This window comes from Frankia sp. CeD (genome assembly GCF_000732115.1).
Lineage (GTDB): Bacteria > Actinomycetota > Actinomycetes > Frankiales > Frankiaceae > Frankia > Frankia casuarinae.
Genome location: NZ_JPGU01000024.1, coordinates 1 through 19,670, shown reverse-complemented (window position 1 = coordinate 19,670; position 19,670 = coordinate 1). Strand labels below are relative to the sequence as shown.

At 69.8% G+C, this 19,670-nt stretch carries 18 protein-coding genes and 2 pseudogenes; 13 read left to right on the top strand and 7 right to left on the bottom strand.

The window, feature by feature from the left end; genetic code table 11:
* The 3 genes from CED_RS13805 to CED_RS13795 form a co-directional block, all read left to right on the top strand.
* Positions 1-2,666 (top strand): ATP-binding protein (locus CED_RS13805; RefSeq protein ID WP_035911224.1); only part of this gene is annotated, 2,666 nt, incomplete at its 5' end.
* A 136-nt stretch (positions 2,667-2,802) separates the two neighbouring features.
* A complete protein-coding gene (locus tag CED_RS13800) occupies positions 2,803-3,441 on the top strand; it encodes a two-component system response regulator (protein WP_035911221.1) in 639 nt (212 codons plus the stop codon).
* Between the two features lie 291 nt (positions 3,442-3,732).
* Entirely contained in the window at positions 3,733-6,420 is a 2,688-nt protein-coding gene (locus tag CED_RS13795) for a WD40 repeat domain-containing serine/threonine protein kinase (protein WP_051868819.1), read from the top strand.
* A 131-nt stretch (positions 6,421-6,551) separates the two neighbouring features.
* Here CED_RS13795 and CED_RS13790 read toward each other — a convergent pair whose 3' ends face one another.
* The 4 genes from CED_RS13790 to CED_RS13780 form a co-directional block, all read right to left on the bottom strand.
* Positions 6,552-7,244: an alpha-ketoglutarate-dependent dioxygenase AlkB gene (locus CED_RS13790; protein ID WP_011438416.1), complete on the bottom strand. Its 693-nt coding sequence runs from the start codon at positions 7,242-7,244 to the stop codon at positions 6,552-6,554.
* 202 nt (positions 7,245-7,446) lie between these two features.
* Positions 7,447-7,728: a metal-sensitive transcriptional regulator gene (locus CED_RS13785; RefSeq protein ID WP_011438415.1), complete on the bottom strand. Its 282-nt coding sequence runs from the start codon at positions 7,726-7,728 to the stop codon at positions 7,447-7,449.
* A gap of 391 nt (positions 7,729-8,119) precedes the next feature.
* The gene (locus tag CED_RS24740; protein WP_023840989.1) at positions 8,120-8,263 is read right to left on the bottom strand and encodes a hypothetical protein; all 144 of its coding nucleotides are present in this window, start codon (positions 8,261-8,263) and stop codon (positions 8,120-8,122) included.
* A 277-nt stretch (positions 8,264-8,540) separates the two neighbouring features.
* The gene (locus tag CED_RS13780) at positions 8,541-8,837 is read right to left on the bottom strand and encodes a hypothetical protein (protein WP_023840988.1); all 297 of its coding nucleotides are present in this window, start codon (positions 8,835-8,837) and stop codon (positions 8,541-8,543) included.
* A 77-nt stretch (positions 8,838-8,914) separates the two neighbouring features.
* Between CED_RS13780 and CED_RS13775 the strand changes: the two genes are divergently transcribed.
* Positions 8,915-9,145 carry a hypothetical protein gene (locus CED_RS13775; RefSeq protein WP_173645797.1) on the top strand — a complete coding sequence of 77 codons (231 nt, stop codon included), beginning with the start codon at positions 8,915-8,917 and terminating at the stop codon, positions 9,143-9,145.
* 362 nt (positions 9,146-9,507) lie between these two features.
* On the opposite strand, the gene CED_RS22700 is transcribed toward CED_RS13775, so the two are convergent.
* On the bottom strand, positions 9,508-9,885 hold the full coding sequence (locus tag CED_RS22700) for an FmdB family zinc ribbon protein (RefSeq protein WP_084680803.1): 378 nt from the start codon (positions 9,883-9,885) through the stop codon (positions 9,508-9,510).
* A 44-nt stretch (positions 9,886-9,929) separates the two neighbouring features.
* Complete coding sequence (locus CED_RS13765; RefSeq protein ID WP_235187080.1) at positions 9,930-10,790, bottom strand: 5-formyltetrahydrofolate cyclo-ligase; 861 nt, start codon at positions 10,788-10,790, stop codon at positions 9,930-9,932.
* 343 nt (positions 10,791-11,133) lie between these two features.
* Here CED_RS13765 and CED_RS13760 point away from each other — a divergent pair, with 343 nt between their 5' ends.
* The 6 genes from CED_RS13760 (at position 11,134) to glpR (ending at position 17,605) form a co-directional block, all read left to right on the top strand.
* Entirely contained in the window at positions 11,134-12,108 is a 975-nt protein-coding gene (locus CED_RS13760) for a UTP--glucose-1-phosphate uridylyltransferase (RefSeq protein WP_023840985.1), read from the top strand.
* 373 nt (positions 12,109-12,481) lie between these two features.
* Entirely contained in the window at positions 12,482-13,894 is a 1,413-nt protein-coding gene (gene glp / locus CED_RS13755) for a gephyrin-like molybdotransferase Glp (protein ID WP_235187079.1), read from the top strand.
* Positions 13,891-14,394, top strand: coding sequence for a cyclic pyranopterin monophosphate synthase MoaC (moaC, locus tag CED_RS13750; RefSeq protein ID WP_035911216.1), 504 nt, complete (start codon positions 13,891-13,893; stop codon positions 14,392-14,394). Before glp ends, moaC begins: the two co-directional genes overlap by 4 nt.
* Positions 14,391-14,984, top strand: coding sequence for a molybdenum cofactor biosynthesis protein B (locus CED_RS13745; protein WP_035911213.1), 594 nt, complete (start codon positions 14,391-14,393; stop codon positions 14,982-14,984). The genes moaC and CED_RS13745 overlap by 4 nt, the downstream gene beginning before the upstream one ends.
* Positions 14,985-14,993: 9 nt before the next feature.
* Entirely contained in the window at positions 14,994-15,626 is a 633-nt protein-coding gene (locus CED_RS13740) for a GNAT family N-acetyltransferase (RefSeq protein ID WP_011438406.1), read from the top strand.
* A 644-nt stretch (positions 15,627-16,270) separates the two neighbouring features.
* Complete coding sequence (glpR, locus tag CED_RS26230) at positions 16,271-17,605, top strand: gephyrin-like molybdotransferase receptor GlpR (RefSeq protein ID WP_035911210.1); 1,335 nt, start codon at positions 16,271-16,273, stop codon at positions 17,603-17,605.
* A 5-nt stretch (positions 17,606-17,610) separates the two neighbouring features.
* On the opposite strand, the pseudogene CED_RS26225 reads toward glpR, so the two are convergent.
* Positions 17,611-18,240, bottom strand: a pseudogene (locus CED_RS26225) (cyclase family protein); the annotation flags it as partial.
* A gap of 194 nt (positions 18,241-18,434) precedes the next feature.
* On the opposite strand from CED_RS26225, the pseudogene CED_RS13725 reads away from it, so the two are divergent.
* From CED_RS13725 to CED_RS13715, 3 genes and pseudogenes are all read left to right on the top strand, one after another.
* Positions 18,435-18,857, top strand: a pseudogene (locus CED_RS13725) (SAM-dependent methyltransferase); the annotation flags it as partial.
* An 8-nt stretch (positions 18,858-18,865) separates the two neighbouring features.
* Positions 18,866-19,429, top strand: a complete 564-nt coding sequence (locus tag CED_RS13720; RefSeq protein ID WP_035911206.1) for a hypothetical protein — start codon at positions 18,866-18,868, stop codon at positions 19,427-19,429.
* A partial coding sequence (locus CED_RS13715; RefSeq protein WP_035911203.1) for a recombinase family protein occupies positions 19,426-19,670 on the top strand: 245 nt, incomplete at its 3' end. The genes CED_RS13720 and CED_RS13715, both read left to right, overlap by 4 nt.

Genomic DNA, 19,670 nt, shown 5'->3' with positions numbered 1-19,670 from the left:
CCACGGCGGTGGCCCGCGGCGACCTGAGCCAGAAGATCACCGTGACCGCGCAGGGTGAGATCGCCGAGCTGAAGGACACCGTCAACACGATGGTCGACCAGCTCTCCTCGTTCGCAGCGGAGATCACCCGGGTGGGCCGGGAGGTTGGCGTCGAGGGCAAGCTCGGCGGTCAGGCCACCGTAGCCGGAGTCGCCGGAACGTGGAAGGACCTCACCGACAACGTCAACCAGCTGGCGTCCACGCTGACCATCCAGCTGCGGGCGATCGGCGACGTCTCCACCGCGGTGACCCGCGGTGACCTGACCCGGTCCATCTCGGTGGAGGCCGAGGGCGAGGTCGCCGAGCTCAAGGACAACATCAACCAGATGATCGCGCGACTGCGCGAGACCACCGAGGTCAACGCCCAGCAGGACTGGCTGAAGTCCAACCTGGCCCGGATCGGCAGCAAGATGCAGGGCCAGCGCGATCTCTACGCGGTCTGCCAGATGATCATCAGTGAGATGACGCCAGCGGTCAACGCCCAGCAGGGCACGGTCTACCTGCTCGACTTCATCGAGGGTGACAAGCTGCGCTACGTCGCCGGCTACGGCTCGGTGCCCCGGCGCCGCTCGGACGGCACCTTCCTGTTCGGCGAGGGACTCATCGGGCAGGCGGCCCTGGAACGCGACCGTATCCGAGTCGAGCACGTACCAGCCGGCTACCTCAACATCCGCAGCGGACTCGGTGAGGCGCCGCCGTGCGACCTGGTCGTCGTGCCGGTCGTGTTCGAGAACCAGGTGCTCGGCGTCATCGAGCTGGCCTCGTTCTCGCCGTTCTCCGAGCTGCACCTCACCCTGGTCGACCAGCTCGTCGACACCATCGGGGTGGTGCTGAACACGATCATGGCGAACGCGCGGACGGAGGAGCTGCTGGCCCAGTCCCAGCGGCTCACCCAGGAGCTGCGTTCGCAGTCGGTCGAGCTGCAGCGGACGAATAACGAGCTTGAGGAGAAGGCGGCGCTGCTCGAGGAGAAGAACCACGAGATCGAGCTGGCCCGCATCGGGTTGGAGGAGAAGGCCGAGCAGCTGGCGCTGTCGTCGCAGTACAAGTCGGAGTTCCTGGCGAACATGAGCCACGAGCTGCGCACGCCGCTCAACAGTCTGCTCATCCTCGCCAAGCTGCTGGCCGACAACCCGGACCGTAACCTCTCCCGCAAGCAGATCGACTTCGCCGAGACGATCCACTCCGCCGGTTCCGAGCTGCTCGAATTGATCAACGACATCCTGGACCTGTCGAAGGTCGAGGCCGGCAAGATGAACGTCGATGCGACCACCGTGCGCACGGCGGCGCTCTGCGACGCGGTCGCCGGGGTCTTCGGCCCCGTGGCGGAGGAGAAGGGCCTGTCATTCCAGGTCAACCTCGCTCCCGACGTGCCGGCCGAGTTCGTCACCGACGAGCAGCGCCTCCAGCAGGTGCTGAAGAACCTCCTGTCGAACGCGGTGAAATTCACCGACACCGGCACCGTCCGGCTGGACGTCACCGTCGCCCGGCCGGATCTGCCCTTCCTCTCGCCGAGCCTGTGTTCCGCGGGCACGGTGTTGTCGTTCGCGGTCACCGACACCGGAATCGGGGTCGCCGTCGAGAAGCTTCGGATGATCTTCGAGGCGTTCCAACAGGCGGACGGCACGACGTCGCGTCGCTACGGTGGCACCGGGCTCGGCCTGTCGATCAGCAAGGAGATCGCCCGCCTGCTGGGCGGGGCCATCGCGGTCTCCAGCGTGGTCGGCCGTGGGAGCNCCTTCNCCCTTTNCCTGCCGTCGGCCCCGCCGGCGCAGACGCCGCCCTTTGGGGTCACGCCGGGCGAGCCAGACAACGTTCTCATGATCGTCGATCCGTCGGGTCAGTACCTCGGGCGGCGGTCGGGTGAGGGAGTGGACGCGGAACCGGGTGGCGGACCCGCGCCGTCCGCCGGCCGCGATGCCGGGCCCGCGAACGGATGGCAGAACCCCGACGCCGACCGGTTCGGCACGGCGGCACTCGCGCCCTCGTCCCCGTCTTCGTCTTCGTCCCTGTCCCCGACCCGTTCCGGGCCCGGCGCGGGGGGAACCGCCGGGCACGGGGACGCGGGTGGGATCGGCGGCGCCCACTGGTCCGCCGCGGCCAGCGGACCGGCGGAGGGCTCGGCGGCCTTCACGTCGGGCTGGCGGCCGAGCGAGCCCGTCACGGTGGGGACTCCGTTCCTCACCGAGTCCACCGAGTCCACCGAGTCCGCCAGCCGCCCGCTGACCGAGGGATCGGAAGGATCCGATCCCCTGGTCGGCACCACGGTGCTGGTCGTCGACGACGACGTCCGCAACGTCTTCGCGCTCACCAGCGCGCTGGAGATGTACGGAATGCGGGTCCTCTACGCCGACAACGGTCATGATGCGATCCGTATGCTGCAGCAGGACACCCCGCCCGTGCACCTCGTGCTGATGGATGTGATGTTGCCGGGCATGGACGGCAACGAAACGACCTCGATGATCCGTGACATGCCGGCGTTCGCGGACCTGCCGATCCTGGTGCTGACCGCCAAGGCCATGCCGGGAGATCGGGAGAAGAGCATCACCGCCGGAGCCACCGACTACATCACCAAGCCCGTGGATCTGGAGCACCTCCTCGGGGTGATGCGGTCGTATCTGTATTGATCAGATCGCGTATGGTGCGCATTCGGGTGGCTATCGGTGGGGTGGTGAGATGCCGCCGGGAGCGATCAGTGATCATGTAGGGGTGGCGACGCCCACCACGGGTCGGCAGGGCGATCGCGAAGGAGGAGGCAGGCGGGTGACCGAGCGGACCGGCGGTTNCNTCGACGGCGNANGNGGGNCGAGCACGGNACGGCCCCGCAGCAAGATCCTGCTGGTCGACGATCGAGCGGACAATCTGATGGCCCTGGAGGCGATTCTCGCCTCGCTGGATCAGGATCTCGTCACGGCGTCGTCGGGTGAGGAAGCTCTCAAGCGTCTTCTGGTGGACGACTTCGCGGTGATCCTGCTGGACGTCCAGATGCCGGGGATGGACGGTTTCGAGACAGCGCACCGGATCAAGCAGCGGGGGCGTACCCGAGACACTCCGATCATCTTTCTGACGGCGATCGACCGCGAGCCGCATCACGCGTTCCGCGGCTACGCTGTCGGCGCGGTCGACTACATCGCGAAGCCTTTCGACCCCTGGTTGCTCCGGGCCAAGGTCAGCGTCTTCGTCGAGCTGTTCGAGAAGAACGAGCGGCTGGCCGAACTGGTCCACCAGCGTGTTCGCGACTTTGATCTGATGACGGAGATCGCGGAGCGGCTGATCGCGTTGGACGTCCTGCTGGAGGGCAGCAGCCGCAGCTCCGCCGAGGAGACCCTGGCTGCGGCCGGGGCCGAGGTCCGCGGACTCGTCACCCGGTTGCAGCCCTTCGCCCGGCCGACGAACGCCTGATCGTCCACGCCCGTCGGCGGGCATCCGGCCTCCCGCCAACATTAGGCGGGATGGCGTGGGTGTGGGTGCTCGACCACCACAAGGGGGCGCCCGGCCCATGGCTCGCGCCGATAACATGAATTTGTCGACCAGATCCGCCGCCGTGCCGGCACGGCCGGTTTGTGCAGTCGTAGGAGGTTTCGTCGTATGGCGATATCCCGGCGCAACCTCCCTGGGCTCACCGGGACTGATCTCCAGACTATCGGTCCGTATACAGTTGAACGGAAGCTGGTCGACGCCAGGACAGGACCAGTGTTTCTTGNACGTAACGGCGAGGCGCGTCCGGTCCTCGTCAAGACGATTACTGCGCCCTTCGGGCGGGACGCAGAGTTCCGTCGGCGCCTGCGCGTCGACCTCGACAACATCCGCCGGTTGGCGCCGTCCTGCCTCGCCGCCATCCTCGACCTCGACACGGGCGCTCGCCCCCCATACGTCGTCGCGGAGTTCATCGACGCTCCGACTCTCGCCGCAACCGTCGCCGGCGGCGCAGCGTTGTCCGGACCAGACACCTACCGGCTCGCCGTCGGGCTGGCGACGGCTCTGGCCGCACTGCACGAATTGGAAATTTTCCTCGGCGACCTGAAGCCTATCAATGTGGTTCTTTCCGGGCAGGGAGTGCGGCTGGTTGACTTCGGGCTCTTCCGAGCGATGAATGCGGTAAGCATCAATAATCCGGGCGGACCGCCGTCCGGTATCGGAACACTTGCGTTCATAACGCCCGAACAGGCTCTCGGGCAGACCGCCACCGTCGCATCGGATGTCTTTACCTGGGGCGGCATGCTGTTGTTCGCCGCGACCGGCCGGCCGCCATTCGGTGCCGGAACGCCCCGGGTCCTGCTGCAGCGGGCCGTCTACGCGGAACCCGACCTGTCCGTGTTCTGCCCGGAGCTGCGAGAGCTGGTCGCGGCGGCGATGCGCAAGGACCCGAAGCGCCGGCCGGCCGCGGCCGAACTGCTCGAACAGCTGATGGCCTATCCGACACGAAGCGAGGCGGAGCCGGCGGTCGAACCCACCCGGCGTCTCGCCCTGCCGGCGGGTGCCATCGAGACGCTGGNGNCNNNGCAGACGAGGCGGACGGTCGAGTCCGAGACGAAACCGGAGGTCGTAGGCACGAGCGACCTCGCCGCTCCTGCCATCGGTGCCATCCACGGCCTCGAGATCGTGCTCGAAACCGTGACCGTGCTCGGGACCGGGCCGGCCGCGGAGATCACGGCCGTCCCGCCGGCCGCGGAGATCACGGCCGTCCCGCCGGCCGCCGCGGTCGCCCTCGGCGCCGTCCGTACCGGAGCAGAACCGCGGATGCGTCCGTCGTCTCCCGGTCCGTCGTCTCCCGGTCCGTCGTCTCCCGGTCCGTCGTCTCCCGGTCCGTCGTCTCCCGCTCCGTCGTCTCCCGCTCCGTCGTCTCCCGGTCCGTCGGCCGCTCTGGCCGGTGTGCCCGCCCCACTGCCCACCGCGGCCGCGAGAGCGCGCGCAAGCTACGTCCAGGAGGGCACCGGGAATGTCTCCGCCTTGTCATCACCATCGTCACCGCGGGATCACCTGGACCGCGGGTGGCTTCGACGCGTGCTCTCGATCGGCGTGGCGGTCTCGGTGCTCGTCCTCTCGACCGTTGTGATCGTCGATACGCTGCGGGAGCGCAGCGCGGCGGCCACGTCGCGTGAGGCGGCCCGTGGCGCGATGCGCCTTCTCGACCGGGAACCGGATCTCGCCGGCCAACTCGCCGTCTCGGCCTACCGCATGGCTCCGACCTCGGCTGCGGCGGAGGCGCTGGTCAATGCGAGCATCCGGCAGATCGGGCCGGCGACGGGAGCGATCCGCGATCTGCTGATCACCCCGGATGGTCGATATCTGATCATCGTCGGTGACTTCGGCGGGTCGGTGTGGAACATCATCGGCCCTGGCCGGGTGCGCTACATCACCGACCTGCCCGCGGTGGCCGCGGCCATGGGAGATCGCAGCCCCCTCGCGGCCGGGGTCGCCCCGGCGGCCGCGGTGAAGGGCCTGCTCGCCGTCGCGCTGATACCCGCATCCGGTCCGGCCACGGGTGTGCGGGCGTCCACGATCATGGTGACGGCGGGGACGGACGGGGNGATCCGGTTATGGCGGCTGGCCCNGCCCNGGNCCNCGGACGACGGNGACCTTCAGTCGGCGATCAACACCNGTCAACGGGTGAGTCTGCTCGCCGAGTTGCGGGGACACACGGGTGCGGTGGCGAGCGTCGCGGTGAGCGGGGATGGTCGAACCCTGGCCTCGGCGGGCGCCGATCGCGTCGTCCGTCTCTGGGACATCGGCCATCCGCAGAATCCTCGCGCCCTCGCCGAGCTGCCCCAGCCGGCGGAGGTCACCAGCCTCGCCTTCACCCCCGACGGCGACTCGCTCGCGGTCGGGGGGGTAGGCCATCTCTCCGTCTGGGATGTGACCGCTGCCGGGCAACCGCGCCGCCGGGCCCAGCTGACCGCCCCCGCCACTGTCCGCAAGCTCCTCGTCAGCCCGGACGGCCGGTGGCTCGCCGTGGCGAGTACCTCCGACGGCGGCTCGCTGACGGAGATCTATGGGCTGGACAGCCCCCGGGGACTGCACCGCCTCACCGCCATCGCGAGCCGGCCAGGCCAGGCCGGTTCGATCGCGCTCTCCGCCGACGGGCGGGTCCTCGCTGTCAGTACCCCGGCCGGTCAGGTAACGCTCTGGGACATGCGCTCACCATCCCGGCCGGTGCAGCGGGCCACCCTGCCGGTCGGCACCGCGCCGACGGCGACGGTCTTCGGACCTCTGGGACATGAGGGCGTCCTCGCAGTCGTAGCCGGTGACGCCGTCCGTCTCTGGCAGCTCGACCTGCTCGCGGCCGAGGACGAGATCTGTGCCAGGGCCGAGGGCCGCATCAATCGGGAGCAGTGGCGGACCTACCTCGGTCACCGGCACTACGACCCGCCCTGTGACTGACCCGCCCGGTGACCGGCCCGCCCGGTGACCGGCCGGGTTGGTCGCGTTCCTCGTGATGTCCGGCCTGCTGCTGGTGGTGGTGCCGCGGGTGCGGGCAGGTGAGGATGCCTCGGGGAGCCGGCAGGCGGCGGCTATCGCGAGAAGTGGCGCGCGGCGCCGTAACCGGGGCCCTGTTCCGGGCGGCCCGTCCGGGACGTCCATCGCCACTGGACCGAGATGCGTCCGGCGACGTGCTCCGGGACCCTGGGCACCGCGTGCAGCCAGTCGGCTTGGGCCCGACCTCCCAGCACGATCAGATCACCGCCGGCCGGGGAGAGGTCGCGAGCGCCGGATGCCTCCGGGTCGTTGAGGATCCGTCGGCCGGGCGGCAGGTGGCGAGACTTGATCAGGAACGGTCGCCGGGCACCGAGGGTGAGGATGGCGATCACCGTGTCGTCGAGCCAGCGCATCTCGCGGTCCCGGTGGAAGGCGACGCCGTCGGCTCCGTCCCGGTACAGCGACAGGCCAAAGCCGTCGAACTCCACGCCGTAGGTCCGCCGCAGGGTCCGGTAGGCGTCGAGCAGGGCGGGAAAGGCGACCGGCCGACCCCGCGGGATCCAGGCGCTCATCCGTGGTTCGGTGACGTGGCGTTCGTAACGCCACATGGTTCCCTGTCGCCAGGGGATCTCGGCATGCAGGGTCTCGTACAGCTGGTCGGCCTCGCGTAGCCATCCGCGCGTGACGTCGACCCAGGACCGGTCGTCCAGCCAGATCCGTTGCACCGACGCGGTGCGGTCGACCGCACCGTTGGCGGGCACCGCGGTGCCGTCGGTCTCGCTCGTCACCCGGCCGACGCTACCCGGCCGACGCCATCCGGCAGGCCCCGGTCCGGGGCCGTCCGGCGTAACCTGCGAGATCCAGGAGGCATATTCCGTGAAGGTGAACAGGCGAGGATGACCTGCGCAGCACCCGACCCGGGGACCTCGACGAACCTCGAAAGCGATGTCCGTCGTCTCACCGCAACCGCCTTCACCGCAACCGCCGTGGTCAGGACCGAACGAGCCGCGCGATCGCGGCCGACGCCTCCCGGATCTTCTCGTCGGCCACCGGACCGCCTTCGGCGGCGGCGTGCGTCACGCAGTGCGTCAGATGGTCCTCGAGGAGCCCGAGGGCGACCGACTGTAACGCCCGGGTCGTCGCCGAGACCTGGGTGAGGATGTCGATGCAGTACTTGTCCTCGGCAATCATGCGCTGTAGCCCCCGGACCTGGCCTTCGATGCGGCGAAGCCGAGCGGTGTAATCGTCCTTGGTGTTGGTGTAGCCGTGCATCCATCGCGCCTTCCCGTCCAGGTACCCCCCTACGGTACCTGGGCCGGAGCCGGTCGTCGGATTGGGATTCGGTGAGATACCGGCGCCAACCGCCGACTGGAATTCGAACCGAGGCTCCTCCCGGCGGTGACACGTCCCACAATCATCACCGTGAGTGAGAATTCTCCGCCCGTGCGGTATCAGCGGCGCGGGTCCTCCAGGACAGGCTCGGGTTGCCCGTTCACGTCCTGCCCAACTGCGCGGACGCCGCCCCGCTGGCTGGGTACCCGGCACGGATCGTTCCTGGCAAACCGCACCCGGCGCCCCATAATTGCGCCAGGAAAGTGCCGAGTGGTGCACTTTCTCGCCCTGGTGGCGGGGGCTGGTGGTGACGAGTGGGTTCGCCGCCGGATCAGCGGTCGACGTGGTGCGGTGGAAGATCGGCGAGGAGTCGTTCGATGTCCGGGTCCTCTTCCTCGGACAATGACTCGTCACCCCAACCGATCTCGCGTTCGTCGTCGAACAGCTTGTCGTCGTGCGGCTCTGTGGCCCCCATGATCTTCCCCTCGTGTGGCGCAGGTTGTTCGCAACGGAGGTCCCGGCGCGGGATACGGCCTGGTGCCGCGGTCTGGTGTCGCGATCCCGACAGTGCTTCGGGTGAATCGTTTGCAGGATTGGATGCGGGATTGGACTCCGGCCGGGTACGGGTTAGGGCCGGCCGTTGTTCGGCGGGCTGCCCGGAGTGTGCTTATTACTTCCCGATGGCCGCCGGCATGCTACCGAGCGGGCGGCCNCCCGGCCNCCCGGCCGCTTGGCCGCCCGCTCGCCGCCGGTCAATCTACGCCGCCGCTGCCGTCTCCGGTGGGTGCCGCCGCTAGGGCGTGCCCGATTATCTCGACGACCAGGCGCAGGGTCGCCCGGCTTCCCGCCAGGAAGGCATCCGTCTCCCGCTGGGACCAGGCAGAAGCGAGTATCCCGGGCTCCGGTACCCGGGCGGCCAGGAGCGCCCGTATCGACGCCCGGTAGCGGCTCACCGTGATCGGCGGATCGCCGACCGGATCTTCGTCGTAGTCCTCGTCCCGGTCTAACAGCGCCCGGACCTCATCCAGGCGGCGCGGGGTGGGGGGCATGGTTTCCTCCTCCATCTATTTGCTACTCAGCAAATTAGACCCTAGCGAGGTTCTTGAGGAAGAGCAAAGTGGTTACGATGTTCCGCGTGGACGACGGTGAGCAGTTGGTCGGCATCGGGGACATCGCGTTCCAACTCAAGATCACTCGCCAGGCGGTGGACTACTGGACACGCAAGGACTCCCGGTTTCCGGCGCCCTTGCAGGTCATCAACGCGCCGATGGGTAGCGGTGCCAAAGGCACCCGGGTTTGGCGCAAGCGAGAGGTAGACGCCTGGATCGTGGAGCACTATCGGCGGCGCAAACAGTAGGCGTCCCGGCCATCGGCCGAGGCCACCGCATCAGGTCAGATCTGTCGGCACCAGCGGCTCCGGGCCACCCCGGTGGCGCGGCCGGTTCAGGGTGGCCGAAAAACGCCGCCAGTGGGGCGGAAGGGCTTCCGTTAGATGAGTAAGTCCGAACTCCGGGCTGGCCGTAGCCGGGCCTGAAGAGATGGCTTCCAAGGTCATGGTGTGACGCAAGATCTGGAAACCCTCGCCGGCATCTCCCGGTTACCGCATCCGGGGGCNGGTGGGTGAGCCGCGGCGGGGAGGAGCTGGGTGCTCGGTGTCCGGGCATGCCAAAGGCGTCCAGGCCGAGATGCCCGGACGCCTTGGGCGGATCCAGCGGCTGGTCAGGCCGCCGCGGTGCTGGAGGCCGGAGTCGACGTCGTCGAGGAGGCCGTGGCGGTGCCGCCCGACGAGGTCGAGGACGACGAGTCCGAGCTGACGGAGCTGTTGGTGCTCCCCCCGGATGTCGCCTCGCTGCTGCCACCCGTGGCCGTGGCGTCGCCGACGTCCTTGGGGCGGTGCTGCGTGGNCCCGCCGGAGGAGTTGGACCGGCTGTCGTTCTTGTAGAAGCCGCTGCCCTTGAACACCACGCCCACCGAACCGAACACTTTACGAAGTCGTCCGGCGCAGGCCGGGCACTCCGTCAGTGATACGTCGCTGAAGCTCTGTACGGCCTCAAGGTCACGCCCGCAGTCGGTGCAGCGGTACTGGTAGGTAGGCACGTGCTCCTCCCGGAGTTGGCACTCTGACGTGGAGACTGCCAACTTTAGCTTGTAGAGGGCCCGAGATGTTCCCCGGTGCCATCGGTTGGTTCGCACCGTAGCGTACGACTCGGCGTGATGATGATCTTCACGTTGTGATCGTGGGACTCCATGGGGATCTCATCCAGAACCTCTTGGTCGTGCAGGACGGCGATCACCGGAACGTCGGCGCCCACCCGGGCCAGCACCCGGTCATAGGAGCCCCCACCGCGCCCCAGACGCCGGCCCGTCCGGTCGACCGCGAGCGCCGGGATGATCACCACGTCGGCCTCGGCGAGAACCCCACGGGGTGCCGCCGCCGGTGGTTCGCGGGTACCCAGCGCGCCGGGCACCAGTGTTCCGACGTGCTCCCGGAAGTCCAGATCGAGATCGGCGCGTAGGGCGGGCAACAGCACCCGCACTCCGCGAGCCAGCAGTCGATCGAGCAGTTCGGCGGTGTCCGGCTCGCCGGGCAGCCCCACATACGCCGCCACGCACCGCGCGGCCTCCACCTCGGGCAGCCGCTGGATGCGGTTGGCCAGTCGGGACGCATCCGACCTGGACAGCGAGCCCCGACGCNGGGCCACGGATGCGCGGCGCTGTACCAGTAGCCGGGCCCGCAGGCGAGCCTTGGCCTCGCCTGCCTCGCTCGTCTCACCCAGCGCCGACGCGCCGCCGACTAGGGCGGGTGCGATCTGCCCGGAGCCGCCGCCGGCCTCGGGGCCGGTGCCGGGGGTTCGGTCGACACCGTCGTGGCGGGGGCGGGNACGCCCCNGGNCCGCTGGCCGACTCCCGCGTCCGGACACCGGTCCGGGATGCGGACGGATCGTCAGCTCGACGGTGAGCTCTTCGTCGAGATCACCCGGAGGCCGGTCATTCCACTGCACACCGACAGCCTCCCGCAGGTTGGCCGCCAGCGGGGGGTTGCCGCGGCATACGGCACGCGAACGTGGGCGTGATGTCGGGCGGAGGGAGCGCAGGTTACCAATTGTGGCACCCATAGTTACTGATGGTGATTTGTCGATTGTTGGTGGAGGTGTTGTCAGTTACCGGTAGGGGTGTTGTCGGTGGTGGACCGGGTGGCACGGAGTGCCGCGGGCTCGTTCTCGGACCCGCGGCGCATGTCCGGGCGGGCGGCGGGCGGGACCGGCGGCCGCCGTGAGCTGTGCATTGCCTGTGCTGGGGCCGTGGACGGTGCCCGTGTCCACGGACCCGACTAAGGTTTCGGCTATGCCAGTAACGAAGGCGGTCATTCCAGCCGCGGGTCTGGGGACCCGCTTCCTGCCGGCGACGAAGGCCGTCCCCAAGGAGATGCTGCCGGTCGTCGACAGGCCGGCTATCGAATACGTCGTCGAGGAGGCGTCCCGCGCCGGCCTGCGCGATGTCCTGCTTGTCACAAGCCGCACGAAAAAGGCGATCGAGGATCATTTCGATCGTGAGGCGGACATCGAGGCGGCCCTCGAACGGAAGGGTGACGATCTTCGTCTCCGTCGGGTCCGGGTGTCGGCGGAACTGGCCGAGGTCCACTCGGTCCGCCAGCAGTCGCCGCGTGGGCTCGGTCATGCCGTGCTCTGCGCGGCGGCGCACGTGGGAAACGAGCCGTTCGCTGTCCTCCTCGGTGACGATCTCATCGACGAGCGGGACCTGCTGCTCGAGGAGATGCTTGCCGTGCAGCGCCGCTTCGGGGGCAGCGTCATCGCCCTGATGGAGGTGCCCGAGGACCAGGTCTCCCTCTACGGCGTCGCCACGGTGGAGTCCGTCGGCACCAGTGCCGGCACCGGCAGTGCCGACGACCGGTACGGGATCGTGCGGATCCGTGACCTGGTCGAGAAGCCACCGGTCGCGCAGGCCCCGAGCAATCTGGCGATCATCGGGCGGTACATCCTCTCGCCGACGATCTTCGACGTCCTGCGGCGGACCGAGCCGGGACGGGGCGGGGAGATCCAGCTCACCGACGCCCTGCGGATCCTGGCGCTACGGGCGGTCGAACCGGCCGGTGCCGCGGGGGACGCCGGCACCGACACTGCCGCCGAGCCCGTGCACGGGGTGATCTTCACGGGTCGGCGGTACGACACCGGTGACCGGGTGGACTACCTGAAGGCCGTCATCCGGCTCGCGTGCGAGCGCGCCGACCTTGGCCCCGAGCTGTACCCGTGGATCGAGGAGTATGTCGCGTCTGGTGGTCCGAAGGCAGCATTGTCCTGATTTATCCATATTGCTTAAATTTATCCGCTTCATCGCCTGAGGGTGCCGGGATGTGCCGGCTTCTCTTCGGGTAGGCCTTGACGGCTCCGGTGACGACTCCGGTGACGACTCCGGCAAGGACCGGAACGCTCCCGGAACCGGCCAGCGCCCGGCGGTCGCGGCATGCCGTTCGGACCGGGAGGCCCGGAGNGGGAGGCCNGGAGCGGACGCCCCCCGCCCCGACCGCTGGAGCTACCTGAAGGTAACTGCGGGTAATACCTGAAGGTAACTGCGGGTAAGAGATGTCCGGGCTTCGACGGCCGTAGCCTGGGTGATGCCGGACCCGGCGTGCGACGAGTGGTGCATCGAAGGGCAGAGAATTGGACGGGCGCCCATGATTTCGGTGGATGAACACCTCGAGCGGATCCTGGCTACGGTGCGGCCGACCCGCGCTCGGCAGGCCAGGCTGGACGAGGCGCACGGATGCGTGCTCGCCGCGGACGTCCGGGCGACGGTCGCGCTTCCCGGGTTCGACAACTCGGCCATGGACGGGTACGCCGTCCGGGCCGCCGACGTGGCCGAGGCGTCGGCGGCCACTCCCGTCTCCCTACCGGTCATCGGCGACGTCCCCGCAGGTCCGGGTTCGCCGGCCGCGCTGCTCCCCGGCGCCGCGGTACGCATCATGACCGGGGCCCCGCTGCCCCCGGGAGCGGATACGGTCGTCCAGCTCGAGTGGACCGACGGTGGCCGCCGGACCGTTGCGGTCCAGCGGGCGCCGCGCCGTGGCCTGCACATCCGCCGGACGGGGGAGGACGTCGCCCCGGGCGCCCTGGTGCTCCCCGCCGGGACGATCATCGGCTCCGCGCAGATCAGCCTGCTCGCCGCGGTCAACGTGGCCTGCCCGCCGGTGCATCCCCGGCCGCGGGTGGCGGTGCTGTCCACCGGGACCGAGCTTGTCGAGGTCGGTACACCGCTGGGCGCCGGGCAGATCGTCGACTCGAACAGCCATGGCATCGCCGCCGCGGCACGGGAGGCCGGCGCGGTGGTACGCCGCCTGGCCGGGGTGCCCGACGAGCCGGACGCCTTCGCAGCAGCCCTGCACGGGGTGCTTCCCGACGTGGATGCTGTGGTGACGACCGGTGGCGTCAGCGTCGGGGCATATGACGTCGTCAAGGAGGTGCTCGCGCGGACCGGGACTGTCCGGTTCGATCGGGTCGCGATGCAGCCGGGCAAGCCGCAGGGTTTCGGCCTGGTCGACGGTGTGNCCGTCTTCACGTTGCCGGGGAACCCGGTCAGCGCCCTCATCTCGTTCGAGCTGTTCGTCCGCCCGGCCCTGCAACGTATGCGCGGTCTCGCCGGCACCGGGCTCCCGCGGATTGTCGTGACCGTCGGATCCGACCTGCGTTCCCCCCTCGGGAAGAGGTCCTTCCCGAGGGTGGGGCTGGAGCGGAGCGGGGACGGTAGGCGCCTGGAACCCGCCACCGTCGCCCATCTGGCCGGCGGGCAGGGGTCACATCAGCTCACCTCGCTGGCGGGAGCGCAGGCGCTGCTGATCATCCCCGAGGGGGTTACCGAGGTGCCGGCGGGCAGCCGGCTGCCGGCGTTGTTGCTCCCGGACGCATCGGGGGCCATTCTCTCCGGCATGGCCTGGGTGGTTGCGGACACTGCGGACGTCGATGCCCCGGATCCGGCTTCCCCGGATCCGGCTTCCCCGGATCCGGCTTCCCCGGCCGGCTTCGGCCCGCGGGCCGAAGCCGGCCGGGGGAACGCGGCCGTGCCCCGGGCCGCCGGATCGGCGGCCCGGTGACCGCCGCCCGGCTCACCCACGTCGACGATCGCGGCGCGGCCCGCATGGTCGACGTGTCGGCGAAGGACGTCACCGTCCGTACCGCGACCGCCACCGGGATGCTGCGGGTCGTTCCCGAGGTTGTGGCGCTGCTGCGCGGGCAGGGGCTACCGAAGGGCGACGCCCTCGCAGTCGCCCGGGTCGCAGGGATCATGGGGGCCAAGCGCACGCCCGATCTCGTTCCGCTCTGCCATCCCATCGCGATCTCCGGCGTCACGGTCGAGCTGGACGTACGGGACGACGGTGTGGTGATCATGGCCACCGTCCGGACGGCGGACCGGACCGGCGTCGAGATGGAGGCGCTGACCGCCGTCGCCGNCGCCGGGCTTACGCTGCACGACATGGTCAAGGCGGTGGATCCCGCCGCGGAGCTGACCGGGGTGCGAGTGATCGCGAAGACCGGGGGGCGCTCCGGAGACTGGCATGCCGACCCCCCGCCGGACGCGGGGTCCGCGGAATGAGTGGCAGGCGCCACCTTCCCGCGGGTGCCCGGGCCCGGGTCATCACCGTCTCCGACCGGGCGTACCGAGGGATCTATGCCGACCGGTCGGGCCCGTTGCTCGTCGCCGGGCTCGTCGAGCTCGGTTTCGAGGTGGGCGCGGCGACGATCGTCCCGGACGGGCGGGATGAGATCGTCGCGGCGCTGCGGTCCGCCGTCGCCGACGGAGTGGACCTGGTGGTGAGCACCGGTGGCACCGGCCTCGGTCCCCGCGACGTCACCCCCGAGGCGACGCGCGAGGTGATTGAGCGGGCCGTGCCCGGACTCGCTGAGGCGCTGCGCGCGGCGGGTCGGGAGACCGTGCCGGCGGCGATGCTCTCCCGTGGGCTCGTCGGAACCGTCGCCGCCACCCTGGTGGTGAATCTGCCCGGCTCGACCGGTGGGGTACGCGACGGGCTGGGCGTGCTGGCCGGGGTGGTGGGTCATGCCGTCGCCCAGCTGCGCGGAGCCGACGACCACGGGCACCCGGCCGCGGGGTCCGCGGGCCCTGCCGCTGCCGTCGATGCCGCTGCCGTCGATGCCGCTGCCGTCGATGCCGCTGACGCCGGATAGGGCGCGACGGTGGGAGCTCCGGGTTGGCCGGCAGTCCTGACTGACGGACGGGTCCAGGTGCGGCCGCTTCGTCTGCGTGACGCCTCCACGTGGGTCGAGGTGCGGCTGCGCAACGCCGACTGGCTGGCGCCGTGGGAGGCGACCCCACCCGGAGTGATGATGGTCCGCGAGACCTGGGCGCAGCGCCAGACCCTCTCGATCTACCGTCAGATGTGGCACCGCCTGCGCCAGCAGGCCCGGCTCGGCGCCACGTTGCCGTTCGCGATCACCTTCGAGGGGCGGCTCGTCGGTCAGGTGACCGTGTCCACAATCGTGCGCGGGGCGTTCAACAGCGCTCAGGTCGGCTATTGGATCGACAGCGAGTACGCCGGTCGAGGCATCACGCCGACCGCGCTCGCGCTCGTCGTCGACCACTGTTTCGGGCCGGTCGGGCTGCACCGGGTGGAAGCGAATGTGCGCCCGGAGAACGCCGCGAGCCGGCGGGTGCTCGCGAAGCTCGGTTTCCGCGAGGAGGGGCTGCACCGGCACTTCCTTGCCATCGACGGCCGCTACCACGACCACATCGGATTCGCGCTGACGACCGAGGACGTCCCCGAGGGCCTGGTGCACCGCTGGCGGGAGACCCGGTACAGCCGGCCCTGAGCGGCCGCCGCGCCGCCCGACGGTGCCGTGCCCGGACGGTGCCGTGCCCGACGGTGCCGCCGCGCCTGAGAACGATGCCTGGATCCATGGCTTGCGTGACACGTTCCACTCCGCCACCGGGACGGTGTCGGTTACCGGATGTAGTCCCTTCTCGTCACCGCCCGTCGTTCCGGATCTCAATCCGGTGACAAAGTGAAGGTCCTGACCGGATGCCGATGCTCTCTACGAGGGCTTCCATAGGCCATGCGCGGTTCTGGTGGGGTGCCACGGTGCGTTTTGACGACCACACATCCACCATCGCCCATCCGGTTGCGGATGCGACACGCGGGCTCCGGGTCGGTGACCACGTGGATTTCGCTCACTAGCGTCGACTACGAAATCGCAATCGTTGGTGTCGAGAAGAGGCTCCTCATGGTCAGAGCGCCCGCNCCCGCCGCGCTCGCCGCGGATGGTGCGCATCCAGTGGGTGGTGGGTGGGACGCGTTTCCCGCGGCGTTCCCTCCCCCCGATAACGGCGAACACCACGGAGACCACAGATCCCGCGAGATTGACAACGTAACCACAGGAGCGGGTGGGAGTATGGGGGCGGGCGGGATCATGGTGGTCGATGATGGGAGCGACCAGGGTCGTGCAGGTGTGATCCGATGAGCGCGTTGATCTGGGTGGCGATCGTCGCGGTCTGGGGGTTCGTGCTGATCCCGATGTGGCTGCGCCGTCACGACACGACGGCGCAGCAGCGGTCCACCGAGCGTTTCACGGTTGCGATGCGGGTGCTCTCCCGACGGCCGCCCGGCCGGGGCGGTGCCGTCGTCGATCGTTTCGGCGGCGATCATGGCGGCGTCTTCACCGTGGGAGGAACGGGAATGTCGCACGCGGAATTCTTCGATGGACCGGTCGACCTCGCGGAGCTCGGGGATTCGGTGTCCGCCGAGCCGTCCCGGGAGGCCGGAGCCCCCGGCGGGCAGCCGGTCGTCCCCGGGATGCCCATCGCGGCCGGCACGCCGATCGTCGAGGACGCTTCGACCGGTGGCGCGTTGCTATCCGGTGGCGGGTCTGCTGGCGAGGATCCGGAGGGCGGGGGCTCGGAGGACGGGTGCCCCGGCCGCCCACGGTGGTCGGGTGCGCACCCCGACGATCCGCGGGTGGATGTTCCTGCGCGCGGTCCCGAGCGTCGGGCGGACGCCGAGCGTGCCGCCCTGATGCGGGTGCGTCGGCAGCGCCTGCTCGTCCTGCTCGTCCTGCTTGCGGTGAGCATCGTGCTGGCCGCCGTCCTCGGCGGGCTGTGGATCGCCGGGCAGTTCCTCGTTGATGCCGTACTCGGCGCGTACCTCGTTCATCTTCGCCGGTCGGCGCAGACTGAGCGGCGGCTGGCCACCGCGCGTGCGGCGATGGACCGGCGGATCGAGGCCGAGCGGGCCGCCCGGCGCCGACGGCCCCCGATCGGGTCCTCCTTCGCCTACCGGCAGCGTCAGCCGGGACCGGACTCCCTGGAGGAGCGGGTTGGCCAGCAGCCGGTGGAGGAGCTCACCGACGAGGAGCTCGCGATCGCCTGCGCCGAGACGATCGACCTCGGCGCTCTGGCGGCTGGTCAGCCAGGCCTGGACGAGGGCGCGGAGGAGGACGATCTCGCCCGGTTCGCCGAGTACCCCGAGACGGGCTACGGCGAGACCGGTGTGGACGGTGTGGACGGTGTTGTCGGTGTGGACGGTGTCGTCGGTGTGGACGTGGCCTCGGCCCGGCCGGCCATCCGGTCCGCGCCCCGCGTGGGCACGCGCTCGACCACCTCACGTCCCGGCCGGGTACAGGTGAACCCCCCGGGGACGCACGGTGGGCTGGTGGCTCCCACCGGGATCATGCCCTCGGGTACGGCGACGCCGGCCGGGCCGACGGCCGATGCGTCACCGGCGGGCGGGAACGTCGTGGGGGACACGTCCGGCGAACTCGACCCGCTGCTGCGACGGCACGCGGNGGGGNGCTGATCCGCGGGGCCGACGCTTGCGACTGCCCGGACCGGGGCACCGTCGGCTCCGGCGAGCGGAATCGGGAACAGGACGATGTGGATGGGCCGTCCGTTCGCCCGGGCGGTGAGAAGTCGATCGAGACTGGTCAGGTTCTCTACGATGACGGCACCGGCCCCACCCAGAATCCGGTGGGCCGCGAGACTGACATCCTGGCCCGGTCCGGGTGTTCGATCAACGCTGAGCGCATCGATACCGACCGTCCGGACACCCGCGTTGACGAGGGCCCGCGCGGTGTCCGGCGCGAGATAGGGATGTCGTAGGTACCCGTCGTGGCCCCAGTGGACGGACCATCCTGTGACGATGAGGACGACGACATCGTGAGGAAACGGGCGGGTAAAGGGGCCTGATAGCACCTCCGGGCCGATCGCCGCCTGTGGACCGTAGCCCCGCGCGTCCAGCAGAACCGCGGGTCCGGTGAAACGTTGAAGCGGAACCTCGTCAAGCCTGGGCAGCGAGTCGTCGATGTGGAAGGGGGCGTCGACATGCGTGCCCGTCTGTGATCCCAGGTGCAGGCGCTGCACGTTGACGCCGGACTCGGCCGTGGTCAGTGCCGGTGACACGTCGACCTCGGGATCCCCCGGGTAGACGGGCATGCCGGTCACGATGGGTACCGACAGATCGATCAGCTCGGTGCTCACGAGACGATGATCTCCATCCGGTGTCCGCCCCCGGAGCCCGGGGCGGCCGAAGGCGGGCCGAGGGGGCCAGGCATGCCCAGGATCCCAGGAGGCAACACTCCCCGAGGACGTCACTCCCCGACCCCATCCGATGCCGCCATTACGGGGTCATGGGAGAGTCTGGGAGAAATAATCAGTGCGTCTGTGTATGGGCGCTGTCAGAGCTAGGGGGAGTCGTGGCCAAAGGTGACAACGCCGGGTGGACCCACGGCTCGGTGGTGCCGGACTGGGCGCCGCCGAACGTCGACCTGAAGAGCGACGTTCCGCACTCGGCGCGGGTCTACGACTACATACTCGGCGGCAAGGAAAACTTCCCGGCGGACCGGGCTGCGGCCGCGGAGTTCACCAGGAGTATGCCCAACCTACCCACGTCCATGCGGGCCAACCGGAACTTCATGGTCAGGATGGCCCGCGTCCTGGCGGCGGAGCACGGCATCCGGCAGTTCCTGNATATCGGTACCGGGCTGCCGACCGCGCCGAACCTACATGAGGTCGCGCCGGAATCGCGGATTCTCTATGTCGACAACGAACCGTCGACCCCATGGACGCACACACCAGCAAGGCCCCGCGGCTGTCGGACCCTCAGCGCCGTGCGCTGACTCTCGTTGCCGAGGGCACGGTTTTCTACCGGGCCGACAGCGTCGGTCACGGCTACTTCTCGGCGCGCGGCGCTTCTGAGATCAAGCTCAATGCCCGAACCATCGACAGCCTAGCCAGGCACGGTCTGATCGTCGAGGTTCCTGACCAGTTCCGTGACCTGCGCGGGGGGCTGGTTCGTTTCCGGCCGTACCGGCTGACCGACGCGGGCCGCACCGCCTTGGGGCTCGTTCATGAGGCCCCGCAGGCCGATGCCCCGGCGACGGTGGACGTTGCCGACGTCCGGGTGGGCATGGCTACGCCGCTGGGATGGGTCGACTACATTTCCCCTCTCGATGACGGCGGGGCCATCGTCTACTACCGGCCGTTCGATCGGTCCGCGCTCACGTGCCGCGCGTGGCCGCGCGGGGAGCGGCTGACGCTCGTTCCCTGCCCCCACGTCCCCAGCTACTTTGATCGCTCCCACTGCGCGAAGTGCGGTCACGAGCTGGGGAGCGTGGCCGCGTGAGGCCCGCCATCACGCTCTGGTCGGACAATCGGGACGCCGCGTACGGGTCTGGGGTGGTTCGCAAGCTGCGCACGATCGGTTACCGCCGGATCTCCGACGACCGTGAAGGGCTGGAAGCCGGGGTCACCCGCCAGGACGAGGACATCCGCGAGCTTGCCGAACGGCGTGACGACGTCGACCTGATCGACGTGCTGACCGACAACGACCTGTCGGCCACGAAGGACTACCGGCCGGAGTTCGA